Source organism: Limnohabitans sp. Jir72 (assembly GCF_003063575.1).
Taxonomy (GTDB): domain Bacteria; phylum Pseudomonadota; class Gammaproteobacteria; order Burkholderiales; family Burkholderiaceae_C; genus Limnohabitans_A.
The window spans coordinates 315,802-336,638 of sequence record NZ_NESC01000001.1 but is presented as its reverse complement, the minus strand read 5'-3'; the positions used below and the strand labels follow the sequence as shown (position 1 = coordinate 336,638).

16 protein-coding genes are annotated in these 20,837 nt (G+C 58.7%); 8 read left to right on the top strand and 8 right to left on the bottom strand.

The features are described 5' to 3' along the window. Positions 1-15 precede the first annotated feature (15 nt). Positions 16-3,408: a DEAD/DEAH box helicase gene (locus B9Z52_RS01310; protein ID WP_108412059.1), complete on the top strand. Its 3,393-nt coding sequence runs from the start codon at positions 16-18 to the stop codon at positions 3,406-3,408. A gap of 77 nt (positions 3,409-3,485) precedes the next feature. On the opposite strand, the gene B9Z52_RS01305 is transcribed toward B9Z52_RS01310, so the two are convergent. The 8 genes from B9Z52_RS01305 to B9Z52_RS01270 form a co-directional block, all read right to left on the bottom strand. Further along, positions 3,486-3,953, bottom strand: a complete 468-nt coding sequence (locus B9Z52_RS01305) for a glycine zipper family protein (protein WP_146182757.1) — start codon at positions 3,951-3,953, stop codon at positions 3,486-3,488. Positions 3,954-3,986: 33 nt separating this feature from the next. Then, the gene (locus B9Z52_RS01300; protein ID WP_108412057.1) at positions 3,987-5,510 is read right to left on the bottom strand and encodes a sensor histidine kinase; all 1,524 of its coding nucleotides are present in this window, start codon (positions 5,508-5,510) and stop codon (positions 3,987-3,989) included. Positions 5,511-5,624: 114 nt separating this feature from the next. After that, on the bottom strand, positions 5,625-7,607 hold the full coding sequence (locus B9Z52_RS01295) for a U32 family peptidase (RefSeq protein WP_108412056.1): 1,983 nt from the start codon (positions 7,605-7,607) through the stop codon (positions 5,625-5,627). 163 nt (positions 7,608-7,770) lie between these two features. Beyond that, positions 7,771-8,550, bottom strand: a complete 780-nt coding sequence (locus B9Z52_RS01290) for a peptidylprolyl isomerase (RefSeq protein WP_108412055.1) — start codon at positions 8,548-8,550, stop codon at positions 7,771-7,773. Between the two features lie 50 nt (positions 8,551-8,600). Beyond that, positions 8,601-8,861, bottom strand: coding sequence for a BolA family transcriptional regulator (locus B9Z52_RS01285; protein WP_108412331.1), 261 nt, complete (start codon positions 8,859-8,861; stop codon positions 8,601-8,603). A gap of 5 nt (positions 8,862-8,866) precedes the next feature. Continuing rightward, entirely contained in the window at positions 8,867-9,397 is a 531-nt protein-coding gene (locus B9Z52_RS01280; protein WP_108412054.1) for a septation protein A, read from the bottom strand. Positions 9,398-9,421: 24 nt separating this feature from the next. Further along, positions 9,422-9,826 carry a peptide-methionine (R)-S-oxide reductase MsrB gene (gene msrB / locus B9Z52_RS01275; protein ID WP_108412053.1) on the bottom strand — a complete coding sequence of 135 codons (405 nt, stop codon included), beginning with the start codon at positions 9,824-9,826 and terminating at the stop codon, positions 9,422-9,424. Continuing rightward, positions 9,823-11,355 (bottom strand): YdiU family protein, encoded by a 1,533-nt coding sequence (locus tag B9Z52_RS01270; RefSeq protein WP_108412052.1) that lies wholly within the window; start codon positions 11,353-11,355, stop codon positions 9,823-9,825. Before B9Z52_RS01270 ends, msrB begins: the two co-directional genes overlap by 4 nt. Before the next feature lie 116 nt (positions 11,356-11,471). Here B9Z52_RS01270 and B9Z52_RS01265 point away from each other — a divergent pair, with 116 nt between their 5' ends. The 7 genes from B9Z52_RS01265 (at position 11,472) to B9Z52_RS01235 (ending at position 20,791) form a co-directional block, all read left to right on the top strand. After that, positions 11,472-13,100, top strand: a complete 1,629-nt coding sequence (locus tag B9Z52_RS01265) for a 3-(methylthio)propionyl-CoA ligase (RefSeq protein ID WP_108412051.1) — start codon at positions 11,472-11,474, stop codon at positions 13,098-13,100. 282 nt (positions 13,101-13,382) lie between these two features. After that, positions 13,383-14,615: a branched-chain amino acid ABC transporter substrate-binding protein gene (locus B9Z52_RS01260; RefSeq protein ID WP_108412050.1), complete on the top strand. Its 1,233-nt coding sequence runs from the start codon at positions 13,383-13,385 to the stop codon at positions 14,613-14,615. Positions 14,616-14,759: 144 nt separating this feature from the next. After that, the gene (locus B9Z52_RS01255; protein ID WP_108412049.1) at positions 14,760-15,794 is read left to right on the top strand and encodes a branched-chain amino acid ABC transporter permease; all 1,035 of its coding nucleotides are present in this window, start codon (positions 14,760-14,762) and stop codon (positions 15,792-15,794) included. A gap of 3 nt (positions 15,795-15,797) precedes the next feature. Next, entirely contained in the window at positions 15,798-17,090 is a 1,293-nt protein-coding gene (locus B9Z52_RS01250; RefSeq protein ID WP_108412048.1) for a branched-chain amino acid ABC transporter permease, read from the top strand. Beyond that, positions 17,087-17,863: an ABC transporter ATP-binding protein gene (locus B9Z52_RS01245; protein ID WP_108412047.1), complete on the top strand. Its 777-nt coding sequence runs from the start codon at positions 17,087-17,089 to the stop codon at positions 17,861-17,863. Before B9Z52_RS01250 ends, B9Z52_RS01245 begins: the two co-directional genes overlap by 4 nt. Before the next feature lies 1 nt (position 17,864). Then, positions 17,865-18,560 (top strand): ABC transporter ATP-binding protein, encoded by a 696-nt coding sequence (locus B9Z52_RS01240; protein WP_108412046.1) that lies wholly within the window; start codon positions 17,865-17,867, stop codon positions 18,558-18,560. A gap of 119 nt (positions 18,561-18,679) precedes the next feature. Further along, the gene (locus B9Z52_RS01235; protein ID WP_108412045.1) at positions 18,680-20,791 is read left to right on the top strand and encodes a 3-hydroxyacyl-CoA dehydrogenase NAD-binding domain-containing protein; all 2,112 of its coding nucleotides are present in this window, start codon (positions 18,680-18,682) and stop codon (positions 20,789-20,791) included. Positions 20,792-20,837: the final 46 nt, after the last annotated feature.

The following is a 20,837-nucleotide window of genomic DNA, read 5'->3' as shown; positions in this document are numbered from 1 at the left end:
CGTGTGAGATCTGAAGTGTCTGAGCAGTGGTTTCCACCATCTCAGCTGGCTTTTTACTTTGACTCCAATGCCTGGGCCAAGGGCACGGCGCTGTACCTGCAAAACGATGACATCGTTGCGCAGCTGAGCCCCGAAGCCGATGGCTGGAAGCTGGTGGCTCAGGTGCCCGAGTTGCAGGCATCGCCTTTTACCGTCACGGCGCATTTGCGCGTGTCAGACGGGGGCAACCTGCAGGCCTGGCGCTCCACCTGCACCTGCGCCGTGGGGCGCATGTGCAAGCACGGCGCGGCCTTGGGCATTCATGTGGCCATGCAAGGCCAGTCCTTGCGCGAAGCCCAAGACGAAGCGCCTTCTGGGGAGCTTTCCGAACAGCAAGTCCAGGCGCGGCAAGAGCGCGCCTTGCAGCAGGCCGAGTACCAAGTGCGCGATTGGCTGGGCCGCCTGGAAACCGCCGATGTGGCGCAGCACTTCAGCTTGCCCAGCAGCACGCCCGAGCATTTTCTGTATTGCCTCTCGGTCGAGACAGCAGGGCAGCGCCCGGTGTTTCACCTGACCATCAAACGCGCCATCCTCAAGCGCGAAGGGGCATGGGGCAAACCCAAAAAAGTCACCAGCGAACCCTTGCCTCATGACCCGATCTGGCGCGGTGCGACCGCCTCCGAGCGCGGTATTTTTGACCTGTTCAAAGCCTGCCCCGCCACCAACAGTTTCGGCTCTTACGGTTTTCACAGCGCGGTCAAGCTGCAGGGCCTGGTGGCTGAACTGCTGCTGCAAAAATGCAGCGAGACCGGTCGCCTGATGTGGGAAGACGGCAAAGCCATGACGCCTTTGCTCTGGACCGATGATGCCCTGAGCATCAGCGGCACCTGGCAGGCCGTGCCCGAGCAAGACGGCGCTCCTGCAGGCTGGCAACTGCACATGCAGGCCGGTTCAGAGGGTGTGGTTCACGGGCTGAACGAACCGCCCATTTTTGTGGACGTGGCGCGGGGTCGCTGCGGCCGATTGGATACTCAGGGCCTGAGCGCAGAGAGCTTGCTGCTGCTGACGCAGTCGCCCGTCTTGCCCGAGCGTGTGGCGCTCAAGTTCCAGCAGCAGTTGATTGAGCGACTCGGCCCCATGCCGCTGCCGCCTGTCATTCAAAAGCTGCCCGAAATCCGGGGTGTGGAGCCTGTGGGGGTGCTGCGGATTTCGGCGGTACCTTTGCAAAAGCGCATGGATCAAGGGATTTTTCAGGCGCAATTGAGTTTTGATTACGACGGTCAACAAGGTCACTGGACCCATGCCCAAAGGCGTGTGGCGCTTGGCAAAGGATCGTCTGCGCGCATGTTGCAGCGCGAACTGGTGGCCGAACAACGTATTTTGGATGCGCTGGAGGATTTGGGCTTCGATGTGGCGCATGGCGCCACACTCAGCCTGACCGGCTCACAAAGCGCAGCGCTCTGGCTCGAATGGCTGGAAAGCGACTTTGAACCACTGCGCGAAGCAGGTCTGCAGGTCCACACCGACAGTGGCTTGAACACTTGGTTGCGTTTGGCCGATGACGTGCACATCGATCTGTCGGGCGAAGACAGTGTCGATGAAACATCCCCGTGGTTCAATTTATCGCTGGGCATGGACATCGATGGCCAGCGGGTCAACATCCTGCCCTGGGTGCCTGCCATCCTGGCGGCCTTGGCCGGGGTCAAAAGCTCGGGCCTTTCTGCGGACGTTCAGGGCTTGCCCGCCCACTTGTATTTGCCAGATCTGCAAGGCCCGGGGTATGTGCGCTTGCCAACGGCCCGGATCAAGCCCTGGTTGAGCATGCTGATGGAACTGCACGGCGAGCGCGGCCGCGACTGGGATGGCGATGCCTTGCGCCTGTCGCGCATGGATGCGCTGCGTACCGCTACATCGCTGGGCGAGGGCGCGCACTGGCAAGGTGCCAGCCGCATGCTGGCTCTGGTGCAGCAGATGCGCGGGCAGGCCGCCTTGACCGCTGTGCCGGTCCCCGATGGCTTGCAAGCGACCTTGCGCCCTTACCAGCAGCAAGGCCTGAACTGGTTGCAGTTCTTGCGCGAGCACCGGCTGGCGGGCATCTTGGCCGACGACATGGGTCTGGGCAAGACCCTGCAAACGCTGGCCCACATCCTGACCGAAAAGAACGCCGGTCGTTTGACGCACCCGGCGCTGATCGTGGCACCTGTGAGTTTGTTGGGCAACTGGCAGCGCGAAGCGGCACGCTTTTGCCCGGGTCTCACCACCCATGTTCACCACGGCTTGTCGCGGCACGAAACCCCGCAGGAGTTGTGCCGCTATGACGTGGTCATCACCGCGTATTCGCTGCTCTCTCGTGACCGCGACATGTGGCTGCAAGTGCCTTGGCATTTGCTGGTGCTGGACGAAGCGCAAAACATCAAGAATGCCAACACCAATGCTGCGCAGGTCGTCACCGAGATCCCGGCCGTGCACCGCCTGTGCCTGTCGGGCACGCCGATTGAAAACCACCTGGGTGAACTCTGGAGCCAGTTCCACTTTTTGATGCCCGGATTTTTGGGCAGCCAAAAACGCTTCACCGAGTTGTTCCGCAACCCGATCGAGCGTCAGGGCAGCACCGAAAAACTCAGCCAGTTGCGTGCGCGGGTGACGCCGTTCATGCTGCGCCGAACCAAAGACCTGGTGGCCAGCGAATTGCCGCCCAAGATCGAAACCCTGATGCCCGTGCCCTTGCTGGGCCAGCAAGCTGATCTGTACGAAACCATCCGCCTGGGCATGGAAAAAACCGTGCGCGAAGCGCTGCACACCCAGGGCCTTGGCCGTTCGCAAATCACCATCTTGGATGCTTTGCTCAAGCTGCGCCAGGTCTGCTGCGATCCACGATTGCTCAAGTTGAGCGCCGCCAGCCAGGTGCAGCAATCGGCCAAGCTGGAGCAGTTGCTCGACATGCTGCCCGAGATGGTGGCCGAGGGCCGCAAGATTTTGTTGTTCTCGCAGTTCACCGAAATGCTCGGTCTGATCGAGAAAGCCTTGCCTGCGCTGGGCATCCCTTGGGTCAAGCTCACAGGGCAAAGCAAAAACCGCGACGCCATCATCGACAAGTTCACCAGCGGCCAGGTGCCTTTGTTCCTGATCAGCCTGAAAGCCGGTGGCGTGGGCTTGAACCTGCCGCAGGCCGATACCGTGATCCACTATGACCCTTGGTGGAACCCGGCGGTCGAAAACCAGGCCACCGACCGAGCGCACCGCATCGGGCAAAAGCAAAGTGTTTGGGTGGTCAAACTGGTGGCGCAAGGCACCATTGAAGAGCGCATGCTGGCCCTGCAAGAGCGCAAGGCCCAGTTGGCTCAAGACATGTACGAAGGCGCCGTGCAGCGCAAAGAGCCCTTGTTTGGCGAGGCCGACTTGAACGAATTGCTCAAGCCGCTGGGCTGAGTGGGAGCGGCTGTGCTGGCATGTCGGGACGCAGGCACCGACACAAGCCTTGTGCGCTCAGCGCAGGGTCCCTTGTGTCATTGCCAGCCAATGATGTCCAGGCCTTTTTCGCCAGCGCAACGCTGGACAAACTGGCGGTAAGTGCTGTTGGGCTGCTGGCTCATGGCACCGCGTGTGCCACCGGCTGCAGCACCCACCACGGCACTTTGGGCTCCATATTTGATGGCCTGGTTCAAATCACCACGGCCAAAAACCAAACCACCCACCGCGCCTGTGACGCCTGCCACGGCAGCACCCATGGTTGCACCAGAGGCTGCAGAGTGTTTGTTGTCCATCTGGTCCAAACCACTCGATTGCGCCAGGTTCAGGCAATGCGATAAATGCTGACGGGCCGCCGCCTCGCCCATGGCCTTGTAAGCCGCATTAGGGTAGAGCACCGGCGAGCCTGCACCGCTGCCACCCATGCCTGTGCATGCTGACAGCGCGAACAAACTGCAAGCCAAGGAGAAATGAAAAGCGTGTGCAGCGGACGGTGTGAAATTCATGGGGAGACTCTTGGGGAACGTCATCGGCCCATGCTAGCAGGCGACCTGATCAATTGCCCTGTTCAGGTCGAAATTTTGTAACAGAATCGGGCGCGCACAGTGCTCCTGCTCACCCGGAGCTCGGTCCGGTCGATCTGCCCCTTGCTTGACGGCAGGAGGTGAACCCTTGGGTAGACACATCAATGCATGCGTTCCGGAGCCTGTGTTCGTGAGCAAAAGCCTTCCGCCGTATTGGCTCAGGATGCTTTTGGAGATGGACAAGCCCAAGCCCATTCCCGAGGGTTTGGTCGTGTAGAAAGGCTCGCCCACTTTTTGAATGGCTTCCTCACTCAATCCCGAGCCACTGTCGGCCACCCCGATTTGGATTTCCTGCTTGTTTTGGCCGATGTCCAGACGGATGTGGCGCACAGAACTGTCCGCCATGGCCTCCATGGCGTTGCGCAGAACATTGAACAAAACTTGAGACAACAAAACAGGATCTGCCCGCACCCACATGGGCTCAGGCACTGAAGACTTGGTCACAGTGATCGCCGAGCGTACAGCCTCGGGGGCCACCAGCGCCAAGACGTCTTCCATCACGGTGCGCATGTCAAAGTGCTCGGTTTTTTGGATTTGGCGCGGTTGAATGAAGCGTCTGATGCGCCGGATGATTTCACTCGCTCGAGAGGTGTTGGCGATGATGTCATCCAACACACTCAGGGTCATGGCCGGCTCGCTTGTTCCTGAGCGCTGTTGATGCTGTAGCAACTCCGCGTAGTTGAGGATAACCCCCAGAGGCTGATTCAGTTCGTGCGCCAAGGCGGCAGACATGATGCCCAGACTTTGTTGGCGCTCAAGCTGAGCGAGCTGTGAACCCAAACGCCTGCCTTCTTCTTCGCGTGCCAGTGCGGCAGCGGCTTTGATTCTGGCATCGTTTTGTTCTTGAATGCGCATGGCCACATAAGTGAAATACCGCATCATGCCGAACACAAAAATCGCCGACCAGATCCCCAGAGTCCAAGCATCTTGCCCGAAAGTCTCCACACCCCAACCGGTGAGGGCGCCTTGCATGCGCACCAAGTGCAATAGCCCCAGCCCAGCCATCACCCAGCGCATGTGCATTGAAAACCGGTTGCGCGTCAATTTGAAATGCACATGGGCCGGATAAGCGCACCAAATGGACGACAAGCCAAAAGCCAGACCCGACAGCACCAAGGTGACTTTGGGGCCCGCATGCAGGCGGCACAACTCCATGGTCACCGTGTACACCACGGTTGCCAGGCTCAACGCCAGCAAGCTGGGCCATTGAGGCCCTTGTTTATACAGACGGACAATGCCCAGCCCCATCAGGATAAAACTGGCGCTGTTGACCCCAATAGCGATGCTGTAAGACCACAGTTGTGGCAACTCGTTGCGAAACACGGTGACCATGCCTGTGATGCCCCACAACACCGTGGCCACGGTCCAGTACTTGGCCGAAGTGTCCAGTCGCTTGAAACACAGGCTGGCCACGCCACCGCCTAAAAGGGAAATGATGGCGAAGAAAACGAAGAGACTTTGTACGTTGTAAGCAGCCATTTTTCATGCAAATCTTGAGGACGAAAATACATTCTCGCTTGTCCTTCGGCGGTGTCCATTTGCAGGACCGTACCCTTCGATGCTGCTCAACTCGGAATTAACATGAAGGACAAATCAATGCATGCCAACCGCTGGGCGTGTCTTGTAAAACTGCACTGGGCTTTCAGGCACTGCGTTGAGCACCGATTTTTTGAGCTTGCCCACCACATGCATTTCGCAGGGTTTGCAGTCAAAGCGCAGGGTGAGTTTTTCCTTGCCGTTGATCAATTGCATGGGCTCGGCTTTCACCGTGCCTTGCACGCCGGTCACGCCCTTGGCCTGCTTGGGGCACAGGCTCAAACTGAAACGCACGCAGTGCTTGGTGATCATCAGGCTCACTTCGCCCAGCTCTTCTTGGCTTTCATAGGCCGCATCAATCATCTTCACGCCGTGTTTGGCGTAAAAGTCGCGGGCTTTTTGGTTGAACACGTTGGCCAGATAGGTCAAGGTGTCCTCGGGGTACTGGGCAGGCGGTTCGACGGGCGCCGCACGCGGCAGGCGGTGCAGGCCTTGGGCGCGTGAGGCTTCGAGTGCCTGAACGGCGTCGCGGCGCAGGGCGTTGAGCTGTGAGGGCGGCACAAACCAGGGTCGGGGCAGGGCGACTTGCACATCCAGCGGTTCAAACAAGGTGTCGCCCAGTTTGCCCAAAGCAGCCTTGAGTTTGTCCTCGGCTTGGGCGGCGTCTTTGGGGGCTTGCCGGGCCATGGCCATTTGCGCCGTGCCAGTGTGGCCTGCTTCGTCGGTCAGCGTCAGTTGCAGGCCTTCACCCTTGCTGCTTGCGGTTTCAGCCAGCTGCATCCACACACCCATGCGGCGCTCAGCCGATTTTTTGTCCAGCGTGCGCACCCAGCTCATGTCGCGGTTGCGGTTGACCTGTACACCTTTGCGCAGGTCCTTGAAGCCGTTCATGGGGTCTTTGGGAAACAGACGCCAAACACCTTTGGCTTTTTGCGCTTCGGCGCGGTTGATCTGCAGGCCAATCAATTCTTTTTGCAGGTCGTAATAGCAAAGGCCGTCGCCGTTGTGCAGCTCGGTGGCCGGGTCGTCGGTGGTGATTTCGACGTGCTCTGGCGTGACCTTGCTGACCCAGCCAATCGGCTGGCCGGGATTTTTGGGGGTGTCAAACGCGCCAATGTCTTCTTTGCGGCCCTGCACAAAGTAGTCGGTGAACTCGCGGTTGAAGTTCTGGTTCGGATCGGGCTCAAAGCTGAAGGTGGTGTGGCCGTGTGAGGCAGCAGCCAACTCCGGGCGCTCGTTCAGCACCTCGTCAAACAGCTTGCGGTAGTGGGCCGTGATGTTCTTGACATAGGCCATGTCTTTGTAGCGGCCTTCGATCTTGAAGCTGCGGATGCCCGCGTCCACCAAGTCGCGCAGGTTCTCGCTTTGGTTGTTGTCCTTCATGCTCAAGACATGCTTGTCGTGCGCCACGATGCGGCCTTGCGCGTCTTTGACCTCGTAGGGCAAGCGGCAAGCCTGCGAGCAGTCGCCCCGGTTGGCGCTGCGGCCGGTGTGGGCGTGGCTGATGAAGCATTGGCCGCTGTAGGCTACGCACAAAGCGCCGTGCACAAAAAATTCGATCACCGTGCGCTCGGTGTCGATCACGTCGCGGATCGCGCTGATCTGCGGCAGCGTGAGTTCGCGGGCCAGCACGATTTGGCTCAAACCTGCGTCTTCCAAGAACTTGGCTTTTTCGGGCGTGCGGATGTCGGTCTGGGTGCTGGCGTGCAACTGGATGGGTGGCATGTCAATCTCCAGCAGGCCCATGTCCTGCACGATCAGCGCGTCCACACCCGCGTCGTACATCTGCCAAGCCAGTTGGCGTGCGCCTTCGAGTTCGTCATCGCGCAAAATGGTGTTGAGCGTGACAAAAATGCGGCTGTGAAAGCGGTGGGCGTATTGCACCAGCTTGGCAATGTCCTGGATTGAGTTGTCCGCCGTGGAGCGCGCTCCAAAAGACGGGCCGCCAATGTAGACCGCGTCCGCTCCGTGGTTGATGGCTTCGATGCCAATCTCAAAGGTGCGGGCGGGGGCGAGGAGTTCGAGTTGGTGAGGCTGCATGGACTGGGATTATCCCAGCTTGTACCCTTTACCCCTGGGGATACCCTTCAGCTCCTGGGGGGGGGGGCTGAATCCCAGCCCGCGCCCATGCCTTTTGACCACAGAACCCCAGACAACAAAAAACGCGACCGAAGTCGCGTTTTTCAAGAAAGGCCATTCCAGATCACTGGATCTTGGCTTTGCTGCGCAGATCTTCCTGGAACTTGGTCAGCTTTTGCTGTTGCAGTTGCTGCGAGATTTGAGGTTTGACTTCTTCCAGCTTGGGCAATTGGGCCTCGCGCACATCGTCCACACGGATGATGTGGTAGCCAAACTGGCTCTTGACGGGGGTGTCGGTCATCTGGCCTTTGTCCAGCTTGACCATGGCGCCAGAAAACTCGGGCACATAGCTGCCAGCTGCAGCCCAGTCCAGGTCGCCACCGTTGGCACCCGACCCTGGGTCTTTGGAGGCTTTCTTGGCCAGGTCTTCAAACTTGGCACCTTTTTTGATGTCTGCGATCAGGGCCAGCGCTTCGTCTTCTTTTTCCACCAGGATGTGACGGGCACGGTATTCTTTGCCGCCGTTGGCAGCCACGAACTTGTCGTATTCACCCTTGATGTCGGCGTCTGTCACCGGGTTCTTTTTCTGGAAATCGGCAAACAGCTCGCGGATCAGGAGGGTCTGACGGGCCAACTCGAGCTGGTTTTTGTAGTCTTCGGTGGCGTCCATGCCGCGTTTTCTGGCTTCTTGCATGAAGACTTCACGGGCGATCAACTCTTCCTTGATTTGGGCCAGGACTTCAGGCGTCACAGGGCGGCCGGAACGTTCGACTTGCTGCTTGAGCACTTCCACGCGGGAGGAGGGCACGGGCTTGCCGTTGACCACAGCAAGGTTTTGGGCGAAAGCTGGCGCAGCCATCAATGCCAAAACGGCGGTCGCGGCGCTGAGCATTTGCTTTTTCATGGGATTTTTCCTCAATGACGGTTCGTTGGGTATGAAATAAAGGCGGGAGTTCAGATCAGCTCAATGGCCAAGGCATGCAAACCTTGGTCGATGAAATCTTGCAGCGCATCATACACAAGGCGATGGCGCTGAACGCGTGAAAGTGATGTAAACAAGGGTGAAGCAATGCACACACGCATGTGGCTGCCTTGGCCAGTGGCACTGGCACCTGCGTGCCCGGCGTGGGCAGCGCTTTCATCGACCACCTTCAGGCTGGTGGGCTGCAGCTGTTGTGTCAGGCGCATGTGGATTTGTTCGGCAACTGTGGGCATGGCGATCATTCGTCTTTGGGCAGGTGACGGGCCACGTAAACGCCTTGCGCCACGATGAAGACCAAGGGGAACACGTAGCCCCAGACCTTGAAGTTGACCCAGTCTTCGGTCGAAAAATAAGCGGCGACGTAGCCGTTGATGGTGGCCATGAACAGGCAATACAGCATCCAGGCCATGTTCATGCGGTGCCAAACCCGGTCAGGCAATTGCAGTTGCTGGCCCAGCATCATTTGCAAAAAGTTCTTTTTCATGACCCCATGCGCGATGGCCAAAGCCACGGCCAAGCCGGTGTACAGCAAGGTGGGTTTCCACTTGATGAAGCGCTCGTCGTGCAGGCCCAGCGTCAAGGCACCAAAGCCCAACACCAGCACCAGGGTGATCTTGTGCATGGTCTGCAGCTTGCCGTCCAGCTTGTAGATCAAGGCGGTTTGCACCACGGTGGCGGCCATCAACACCGCCGTAGCGGTGTAGATGTCGGCCATTTTGAAAGCCCCAAAAAACAGTGCAATGGGGAAAAAATCGATCAGGAATTTCATGAGGTCAATCGTGGGCCGGGTTCATCACAGAGGCTCGAAGTCTAACGAAGCCGAGTTCATGCAGTAGCGCAGGCCGGTGGGGGCAGGGCCATCTTCAAACACGTGGCCCAGGTGCGCGCCGCATTGGGCGCACACGGTTTCAACGCGGCGCATGCCTTGGCTGCGGTCCACATGCTCCTTGATGGCCTTGTCGGTAATGGCCTGCGAAAAGCTCGGCCAGCCACAACCGGCGTCAAATTTGGTGTCGGACTTGAACAATTCGGCATCGCAACAAATGCAGCGGTAGATGCCTGTCGCCCAGTGGCCTTCGTATTTGCCGGTGTAGGGGCGCTCAGTGGCGGCTTGGCGCGTCACGGCGTAGGCCACAGGCTCGGCGCCTTTGGCTTGCAAAATGTCGCGCCATTCTTGTTCGGTTTTGATAAGGCTCATGATGAACAGCTGATTTCCAGTTGACGGGCCCAATCGGGCGGCAGGTCGGCATGGGCTTCAAAGCCCGGATGCTCGTCGAAGGGTGACTTTAGCAAGTTGTGAAGGGTCTCGATTTCCGAGTAGTCACCCGTTTGCGCTTGGCGGATCGCGATTTCGGCCAAATGGTTACGCAAGACAAATTTGGGGTTGGTGCGCAACATGGTTTGTCCGACCTGGGCCAGGTTGGCCTGTCCCAGGCGCGCCTTGTAGCGGCTGAGCCAGGCTTGCCAGGCGTTGCGGTTGATGAACAGGTCCTGGACGTCGGTGGCGGGGGCCTTTCGCGCTTGCTGGCTCCATCCGCTGGCCACCGCATGGCTCAGGCAGCGCCAAAACAGGGTGAAGTCCACCCGCTCGGACGCCAGCAGTTGCAGCAGGTCTTCGACCAGTTGCCAGTCGGCTTCGCGTTGTTCTTCTGTGGCCAAGTCACCGGTCAGACCCAGTTTGGCCCGCATGGCATCGCCCAGTGCGCGGGGAAAACCGATTTTGTAGCCTTCCAGCACCTGCAGTGTCAGGTCCTGGTCGTCGATCAAAGGCAGCAAGGCTTGCGCCAAGCAAAACAGGTTCCAGTAAGCGATGTTGGGCTGGCGGCTGTAGGCGTAGCGGCCCTGGGTGTCGGTGTGGTTGCAGATGTGGCCGGGGTCAAAGCCGTCCATGAACTGGAACGGCCCATAGTCCATGGTCAGGCCCAGCAGGCTCATGTTGTCGGTGTTCATCACGCCGTGGCAAAAGCCCACCGCCTGCCACTGCGCCAGCAAATGCGCCGTGCGTTCTTGCACCACTTGCAGCAAAGCGGCATAAACGTTGCCGTTCAGGTGTTCTGCACGCGCATGGCATTCGGGCAAGTGGTGCGCGATCGCGTGGTCCGCCAGCGTGCGCAGGCTCTGCACATCGCCTTGTGCAGCAAAGTGCTCAAAATGCCCAAAGCGCAAAAAGCTGGGGGCCAAGCGGGTCACAACGGCTGCGGTCTCAAGCGTTTCGCGCCGCACAGGCTCGGGCGAGGCCACCAGGCACAGGGCCCGAGTAGTGGCAATGCCCAGACCGTGCATGGCTTCGCTGCACAGGTATTCGCGGATGCTCGATCGCAACACCGCACGGCCATCGCCGCCGCGAGAGTAAGGGGTTCTGCCCGCGCCCTTGAGCTGGATTTCTTGCGGACCCAGACGAGACGGTGCCTCGCCCAGCCAAATGGCGCGGCCATCGCCCAGCTGGCCTGCCCATTGGCCGAATTGATGGCCGCTGTAGACCGTGGCCATGGGGTCCGAGCCGGGCAGTACGCTGTTGCCCGCAAATGCGCTCAAGTGTTCGTCATCCAGCAAGTCCGGGGACCAGTCCAGCTCGCCCAGCAAGGCCAGGTTGCGCATGGCCCAGACCGGTGCCGCCAAAGGCGTGGGGTGCAGCCGGGTGAAAAAACGGGGGCCCAATTGGGTCAGGCGGTGCGTCCAATCCCATTTGGGCAATGGGGCACAAGAGGGCTCGGAGACAGAAAACATGGCTCCATTGTCACGCCCTTGACAAGGACACATGGTTTGACGGGTCTTCGTTCGAGTCGGTGCGCAAGGCGGGTGCAAAATGAACGCATCCAATCAACCACCAACAGGAGACCCCCATGCTGGGACTGATGCAACAGCAATCTTTGCTGATTTCTTCCTTGATTCAATTTGCCGAGCGCCATCACGGCGACGGCGAGATCGTCTCGCGCCGTGTCGAAGGCGACATCCACCGCTACAACTGGGCCCAAGCGGCCAAACGATCGCGCCAGGTGGCCAACACACTGGATGGCATGCAGATTGAACGCGGCAGCCGGGTGGCCACGCTGGCCTGGAACGGTTACCGCCATCTGGAACTCTACTTTGGCGTGAGCGGTTCTGGCCGCGTTTTGCACACCATCAATCCGCGTCTGCACCCCGACCAGATCGCTTGGATTGCCAACCACGCCGAAGACCAGGTGCTGTGCTTTGACATGAGCTTCCTGCCATTGGTGCAAGCCGTGCACGCCAAATGCGCCACGATTCGCCAATATGTGGCGCTGTGCGATGCAGACAAACTGCCGGCCGACACGGGCATTCCTGGCTTGGTCAGTTACGAAGCCTGGATGGGGCAGCAGTCTGACCATTACACCTGGCCCGAATTGGATGAAAACACCGCTTGCACCTTGTGCTACACCAGCGGCACCACGGGCAACCCTAAGGGCGCGCTGTACAGCCACCGCTCAACACTTTTGCACGCGTATGCCGCTGCCTTGCCCGATGTCATGTGCATCTCGGCGCGCGATTCGATCTTGCCGGTGGTGCCCATGTTCCACGTCAATGCATGGGGCATTCCCTACAGCGCGGCGATGGTGGGTGCCAAGTTGGTCTTCCCCGGCCCGGCACTCGATGGCAAGTCGGTGTACGAATTGATCGAAGCCGAAGGCGTGACCTTTGCGGCGGGTGTGCCCACCGTGTGGCAAATGCTCTTGGGCCACATGAAGCCAGCAGGCCTGAAGTTTTCCAAGCTCAACCGCACCGTCATCGGCGGCTCGGCTTGCCCACCGGCCATGATCACCGCCTTCCGCGAGGACTACGGCGTGGATGTGCTGCACGCCTGGGGCATGACCGAGCTCAGTCCGCTGGGCACTTTGTGCACACTCAAAAACAAGCACCAGAACTTGCCCGAAGCCGAGCAGATGAAGCTGCGCATGAAGCAAGGCCGCTGCATTTTTGGCATCGAGATGAAGATCGTGGATGAGCAAGGCAAAGAGCTGCCACATGACGGCAAAGCTGCTGGCGACTTGCTGGTGCAAGGCCCGTGGGTCATCGCTTCGTATTTCAAACAAGAGGGTGCCAGCCCCTTGGTCGATGGCTGGTTCCCGACCGGTGATGTGGCCACCATCGATGCCGATGGTTTCATGCAAATCACCGACCGCAGCAAGGACGTGATCAAGTCCGGCGGCGAGTGGATCAGCTCGATCGATGTGGAGAACATTGCCATGGCACACCCAGCGGTGGCCATGGCGGCCTGCGTGGGCATTCGCCATCCCAAGTGGGACGAGCGTCCGATTGTGTGCGTGGTCAAAAAGCCCGGTGCCGAAGTCAGTTGTGACGAGTTGATCCAGTTTTATGACGGCAAAACCGCGAAATGGCAAATCCCCGATGACGTGGTGTTTGTCGATGCGATCCCACTGGGTGCCACTGGCAAGATGCTCAAAACCCGCTTGCGCGAACAGCTGGCCGACTACGTCTTGCCAGGCCTTTGATGCAAGGCAAACCGCACTGACAACTCTTGATCTTGTTTTTTGTAGGAGCCCACCCATCTGGGCGATTGCACGCACACCCCCAAAGCACGCCATCGCCCACGGGGTGGGTTCCTGCATAACAAAAATAGGCGCATGACGGTCAAACACAAGGTCCCTTCAACCTTCATGGGCCCACATCAATAAGTCGCACGGGTGATACAGCTTAGGGGCAAACCCCGAGCGGGTTTGTGAATTGAGCGGTTACGCTGGAGTTGTTCTGATTCACAACGCAGGAGACTTTGAATGAAATTCACCACCCGCTTGATCGCTGCCGCAGCCTTGACCACCTGTGCTTTTGGCGCGATGGCCCAAAAGGGCGAGACTGTCAAAATTGCCTGGATTGATCCACTGTCTGGCCTGATGGCCCCGGTCGGCAGCAACCAGCTGAAAAGCTTCCAGTTTTTTGCCGAAAAATTCAGCAAGACCAACCCGGCTGGCGTCAAGTTTGAAGTCATCGGCATCGACAACAAATTGAGCCCCGCCGAAAGCCTGAACGCGCTCAAAGCCGCCATGGACCAGGGCGTGCGTTACATCACCCAAGGCAACGGATCTTCTGTCGCTGGTGCCCTGATCGAGGCGGTGAACAAGCACAACGAGCGCAACCCCGGCAAGGAAATCATTTTCTTGAACCACTCGGCCGTGGACCCGGACTTCACCAACAGCAAGTGCAGCTACTGGCATTTCCGTTTTGACGCCGACACCTCGATGAAGATCGAGGCCATGACCACCTTCATGAAAGACGACAAGGACATCAAGAAGGTTTACCTGTTCAATCAGAACTACTCACATGGTCAACAAGTGGCCAAGTTCGCCAAGGAAAACCTGGCCCGCAAGCGCCCCGACATCCAGATCGTGGGCGAAGACCTGCACCCGCTGGCCCAAGTGCGTGACTTCTCGCCTTACATCGCCAAAATCAAGGCTTCGGGTGCCGACACCGTGATCACCGGCAACTGGGGCTCTGACCTGGCGCTGTTGGTCAAAGCGGCCAACGAAGGCGGCTACAACGGCAAGTTCTACACCTATTACACAGGTGTGTCCGGCACCCCGACAGCGTTGGGTACAGGTGGTGCAGGCCGTGTTTACCAGATCGCCTACAACCACTACAACATGGGTGGGGACTTGGGCAAGTGGATGGCCGAGTTCAAGACCAAGTTCAACGACGATTTCTACACCGGCTCGGTGATCTCCATCTTCAACGCACTGGGCGAGGGCATGGCCAAGGCCAAGTCGACCGATCCCGCCAAAGTGGCTGCGGCCATGGAGGGCTTGAAGTACAAGAATTACAACGGCGAAGTGGAAATGCGCAAGACCGACCACCAGCTGCAGCAGCCGCTGTACATGACCGTGTGGCAAAAGGCGGACAAGAAGTACCCCTACAGCCCCGAAAACACCGGCATGACCTTGGCCCCAGTCAAGGAGTTCCCATCCTATGTGTCCAGCACACCCACCAGCTGCCAGATGAAGCGCCCTGGCTGATCTGAGTTTGGCTCGCGGGCCCGATGACATGCACCGTTGTCGGGCCTTTTTCTTGGGTGTTCACACACCGTCTTCACTCGGGTTGACATGACCCACTTTCGGTAACGCAGTTAGGCGCTCAAAGCCTGGAAAGTAGCAGTATCTATGGAGTTTTTCATCATCTCCATGCTCAACGGTCTCAGTTACGGGCTGTTGCTCTTCATGCTCAGCTCTGGGCTGACCTTGATTTTCAGCATGATGGGGGTGCTCAATTTTGCGCACGCCAGTTTTTACATGATCGGCGCCTATTTCGGCTACACCCTGTCGGGGTGGATTGGCTTTTGGCCTGCCTTGGTCATTGCCCCCCTGTTTGTGGGGGCTTGCGGCGCATTGTTTGAGCGCATCACATTGCGCAAAGTCCACCCCTTTGGCCACGTGCCCGAGTTGTTGGTGACTTTCGGCTTGTCTTACGTCGTGCTGGAGTTGATCCAGTTGGTCTGGGGCCGCACCGCGGTCGAGTTCACACCGCCAGAGATTTTGCGCAGTTCGGCATTCACCCTGATCAACCATTCACTCAATGGTCTGAGCATGGTTTGGGGCTCTGCGCCTGCTGAAATGTGCAGTGCTGCCGATGCGGCCATCCGGGTCGTGTGTTCGCCATTCCCGGCCACACGCGCATTCATGATGCTGGTGGCCTTGTTGATGCTGCTGTCCTTGTGGCTCTTGCTGACGCGCACCCGCATCGGCTTGGTCATCCAGGCGGCCTTGACCCATCCTGAAATGGCCGAATCGCTGGGCCATAACGTGCCCCGCGTGTTCATGCTGGTCTTTGGTGCAGGCACCGGCTTGGCGGGCCTGGCGGGCGTCATCGGTGGCAGCACCTTTGTGACAGAACCGGCCATGGCCGCCACGGTGGGTTCGGTCATTTTTGTGGTGGTGGTGGTCGGCGGCATGGGCTCGTTGTCTGGCGCGTTCTTGGCATCGGTCCTGATTGGTGTGATCCAGACTTTTGCCGTGGCCATTGATTACTCCTTCCTGGTCTTGGCCAAAGACATGGGCTGGGCAGTGTCTGCCGCTGCGCAAGACAACACATTTGCCAAACTCACGGTGTCGCAAGTCGCGCCGATTTTGCCGTACCTGTTCCTGGTGCTGATCCTGATTTTCCGGCCCAAGGGTCTTTTGGGCACACGAGAGGGTTGAGCCATGGCTGCTGTTTACAAATTCAAACCATACAACGTCGGCCGCTGGGTCATCTGGAGCTTGTTCGCCTTGGTGCTGCTGGTGGCACCACTGGTCTTCACCAGCAATTTGTCCACCACCATGCTGGCCCAGATGGGCATTGCCATCATTGCCTGCCTGTCCTACAACATCCTCTTGGGGCAAGGCGGCATGCTCAGCTTTGGCCATGCCGTGTACACCGGCCTGGGTTCTTACATGGCCATTCATGCACTCAACGCGGTCAGTGGTGGCCAGCTCAACATACCGGTCAGCCTTTTGCCCATCATCGGTGGTGTGGCAGGTATGGGCTTTGCGATCTTGCTCGGCTATGTGACCACCCGCAAATCGGGCACACCCTTTGCCATGATCACCATGGGCGTGGCCGAGCTGGTGTTTGCCATGTCGCTCATGTTCTCCGAGTTCTTCGGGGGCGAAGCCGGTGTCTCGGGCAACCGTGTGGCCGGGCAAGCCTTCTTTGGCATCACCTATGGGCCCCAGATTCAGGTGTATTACCTGATCGCCGCCTACACCTTCGTGTGTGTGGCGCTGATGTTTGCCTTCACCCAGACGCCTTTGGGTCGCATCCTCAACGCGGTGCGTGACAACCCGGAGCGCGTCGAGTTCATCGGCTACAACACCCAGCGTGTGCGTTACATCGCCTTCATCATTGCCGGTTTCTTCGCGGGGATTGCAGGGGGGCTGGGGGCGCTGAACTTCGAAATCGTCACCGCCGAAGTGGTGGGGGCAGGGCGCTCGGGGGCTTATTTGCTGTTCACCTTCTTGGGCGGCGCCACCTTCTTCTTTGGCCCCATCATCGGCGCCGTCTTGATGGTCATTGCTTTTGTCTTGCTGTCCGAGCTGACCAAAGCCTGGTTGCTGTACCTCGGCTTGGTCTTCCTGTTCATGGTCATGTACGCCCCCGGCGGCATTGCCAGCCTGATCATGATGAACCTGCGGGTGGCCAAGTTTGGCAAGCTGCGTCAGATTTGGACCAGTTACTTGGGCCTGGCCCTGACGGCCTTTGTCATGCTGGCAGGAGCAGGCGCCATGATCGAGATGGTCTACCACTTGCAGCTGAACTCGGCTTTGGGTGACACGGTCAAGTTCATGGGCGCCACGCTCAATGCCAAGGGGCTGGACAGCTGGTTCGGGTGTGCCTTTGTCATGCTGACCGGTCTGGGCTTGTTTGAACTGTCTCGCCGCCAGTACATGCGCGAGTGGGGTGACATCCAGACCGAAATTGAAAAAGAAATCAAGCGCCGGGAGACTGCAGTATGAGTACGACCTACGCACTGGAACTGAAAGACGTTCGCAAGAACTTCGGCAAGACCGAAATCATCCGTGGTGTGAACTTGGCCGTTCAGGCCGGTGAGCGCGTGGCCGTGATCGGCCCCAACGGCGCGGGCAAATCCACCTTGTTCAACCTGATCAGCGGCCGCTTTGGCCCGACCAGCGGCGACATCTTGCTCAATGGCCAAGCCATTCAGCACAAGAAGCCCTACGAGATCAACCGCATGGGGTTGTCGCGCAGCTTCCAGATCACCAACATCTTTCCAAAGTTGAGTGTGTTCGAGAACTTGCGCTGCGCGGTGCTTTGGAGCCTGGGCTACAAGTACACCTTCTTCAAGTTCCTCTCGGGGCTGAAAGACGCCAACGAGCGCGCCGAACAGTTGATGGACATGATTCACCTCGACAAAAAACGCGATGTGCTGGCGATGAATCTGACCTATGCGGAGCAACGCGCTCTGGAGATTGGGGTGACGATTGCGGGTGGCTCAGATGTGATTTTGCTGGACGAACCCACGGCCGGCATGAGCAAGAGCGAAACTTCGCGCTTCATCCACCTGATCAAGGAAGTCACTGTGGGCAAAACATTGCTGACGGTGGAGCACGACATGGGAGTGGTGTTTGGCTTGGCCGACAAGATCGCGGTGGTGGTCTATGGCGAGGTGATCGCCTTTGATACGCCCGAGGCCGTGCGTGCCAATGCGAAAGTACAAGAGGCTTATCTGGGCTCCAGTGTGGCCGACAGCCAGGCGGGAGGCCACTGAGATGCTCAAAATTGACAACCTTCACGCCTATTACGGCAAGAGCCATGTGCTGCATGGCGTCAGCTTTGGTGTGGGCCAAGGTGAGATCGTTGCTTTGCTCGGGCGCAACGGCTCAGGCCGCTCCACCACGGCCAAAGCCATCATGGGTCTGGTGGACTGCCAAGGCAGCATCGACTGGCAAGGTCAAGCCATTCAAGGCAAGAAAGCCTACGAAGTGGCGCATCTGGGCATTGGCTATGTGCCCGAGAACCGGGACATCTTCCCCAAGCTCACCGTCAGCCAGAACCTGCAGCTCGGTCAAAAGCGCAGCGGAAAAAACGGGCGTTGGTCTTTTGACGACATGTTCGCCATGTTCCCTCGGCTCAAAGAGCGCGAACACACCGAGGCTGGGGTGTTGTCAGGCGGTGAGCAGCAGATGCTGACGCTTTGCCGCACCCTGATGGGTGACCCCGACCTGATCATCATCGATGAGCCGACCGAAGGCCTGGCCCCCAAGATTGTGGAACTGGTGGGTCAGTACCTTCAGGAGCTCAAGAGCCGTGGCATTTCGGTGCTTTTGATCGAGCAAAAGCTCACCATCGCGATGAACATTTCAGACCGCGCACTGGTCATGGGCCATGGCAGCATCGTGTTTGAGGGCACGCCCGAGGAGCTCCGTCAAAACACCTACATTCGCAAGGAGTGGCTGGAAGTCTGAGCGCCGTCCCGGTTGAGACAGTCCGGGATGCCATTCTCTCTATCAGCCACTACAATCTTTAAAAACGAACGACCGTTCTTTTTTATTCCCAGCTTTATTTCACGCAAAGGAACGCCAGCATGACAGCTGAATACAAAGTCCACGGTGATGTCGCGGTCATCACCTTGATGAACCCGCCCGTCAACGGTTTGGGTCTGTCCACCCGCATCGGCATCACCGATGGGCTGGAAAAAGCCAACAACGACGCAGCCGTCAAGGCGATTGTCATCACCGGTGGCGGCAAAGCCTTTTCGGGCGGCGCGGACATCCGTGAATTTGGCTCGCCCAAAGCCATTCAGGAACCCAATTTGTTGAGCGTGATCCGCGCTTGCGAAAACTCGGCCAAACCTGTTGTGGCCGCCATCCATTCGGTGGCCATGGGCGGAGGCTTGGAGCTGGCCTTGGGCTGCCACTACCGCATTGCAGCGCCTGGCACCTCGATTGCCTTGCCCGAAGTCAAGTTGGGCCTGATCCCCGGCGCGGGCGGCACACAGCGCCTGCCCCGTGTGATCGGCGTCGAAGCCGCGCTCAACATGATCGTCAGCGGCGAAGCCATCAAGAGTGAGATGCTGGCCATGTTGCCCGGCCAGAAGCTGTTTGACGCGATGGCCAAATCGGTCGACACCCTGGCCGAAGAGGCGCTGGCACTGGCTCAAAAAGTGGCTGCAGCCCATGCAGACGGTTCGCCGTTGCCCTTGGTGCGCAATCTGCCTTGCAAGCATGCACAAGGCGATGCCTATTTCCAGTTCACCCGCAACATGGTCAAAGGCATGGCCAAAAACCTGCCCGCACCCGTCAAGTGCGTGGACGCGGTCGAAGCCGCCACCAAGAAAAAATTTGAAGACGGCATGGTCGTTGAACGCGACATCTTCATGAACTTGATGTTGACGCCAGAAAGCCGTGCACTGCGCCACATTTTCATGGCCGACCGTGCAGCGTCCAAGATTCCGGATGTGCCAGCCGACACCCCCATGCGAGACATCAAAGCCATCGCCGTCATCGGTGCAGGCACCATGGGTGGCGGCATCTCCATGAACTTCCTGAACGCGGGCATCCCGGTCAAGATGCTCGAGATGAAGCAAGACGCGCTGGACCGTGGCGTGGCCACCATCCGCAAAAATTACGAAGCACAGGTCAAAAAGGGCAAGCTCAAGCAAGAGAAATACGACGAGCGCATGGCCTTGCTGAGCACCACGCTGAGCTATGACGACATCGGCCAAGCCGACTTGGTCATCGAAGCCGTGTTCGAAGAAATGGGCGTGAAAGAAGCCGTTTTCAAGAAGCTCGACGAAGTGATGAAGCCCGGCGCGATCTTGGCGTCCAACACCTCAACGCTCGACGTGAACAAAATCGCATCCTTCACCAAGCGCCCGCAAGACGTGATCGGCATGCATTTCTTCAGCCCTGCCAACGTCATGAAGTTGCTCGAAGTCGTGCGCGGCGCGCAGACCGGCAAAGACGTGCTGGCCACCGTGATGGCGATTGGCAAGAAGATCAAGAAAACTTCGGTGGTCTCTGGCGTGTGCGATGGTTTCATCGGCAACCGCATGATCGAGCAGTACAGCCGCCAGGCCGGCTTTTTGATCGAAGAGGGCTGCACCCCTGCGCAGGTCGACAAGGCTGTTGAGAAGTTCGGCTTTGCCATGGGCCCTTTCCGCATGGGCGATTTGGCTGGCAACGACATCGGCTGGGCGATCCGCAAGCGCCGTTACACCGAAAAGCCCAACCTCAAGTACAGCAAAACCGCTGACTTGCTGTGTGAAATGGGCCGCTACGGCCAGAAAACAGGCGCAGGCTGGTACGACTACCAAGCGGGCAAGCGCGACGCGATCCCCAGCGCCGTGGTGGTCGAGATGATCGAAAAACACCGCGCCGACATGGGCATCACAGCACGCAAAATTTCGGACGAAGAAATCGTGCAACGCCTGGTGTTCTCGCTGGTCAACGAAGCCGCCCACATTCTGGAAGAAGGCATTGCCAGCAAGGCCAGCGACATCGACATGGTCTACATCACCGGCTACGGCTTCCCGTTCTGGCGCGGCGGTCCCATGAACTACGCCGACACGATTGGCCTGTTCAACGTGGCCGAAGCCATGAAGCGCTTTGCCAAAAACCCACATGACGACGCCCAATTCTGGCAACCCGCGCCTCTCTTGGCTCGTTTGGTGGCCGAAGGCAAGACATTCAACTGATTTTTTAAATTTTTGGCGGGACAGATCTTCAGCTCTGTCCCCCACT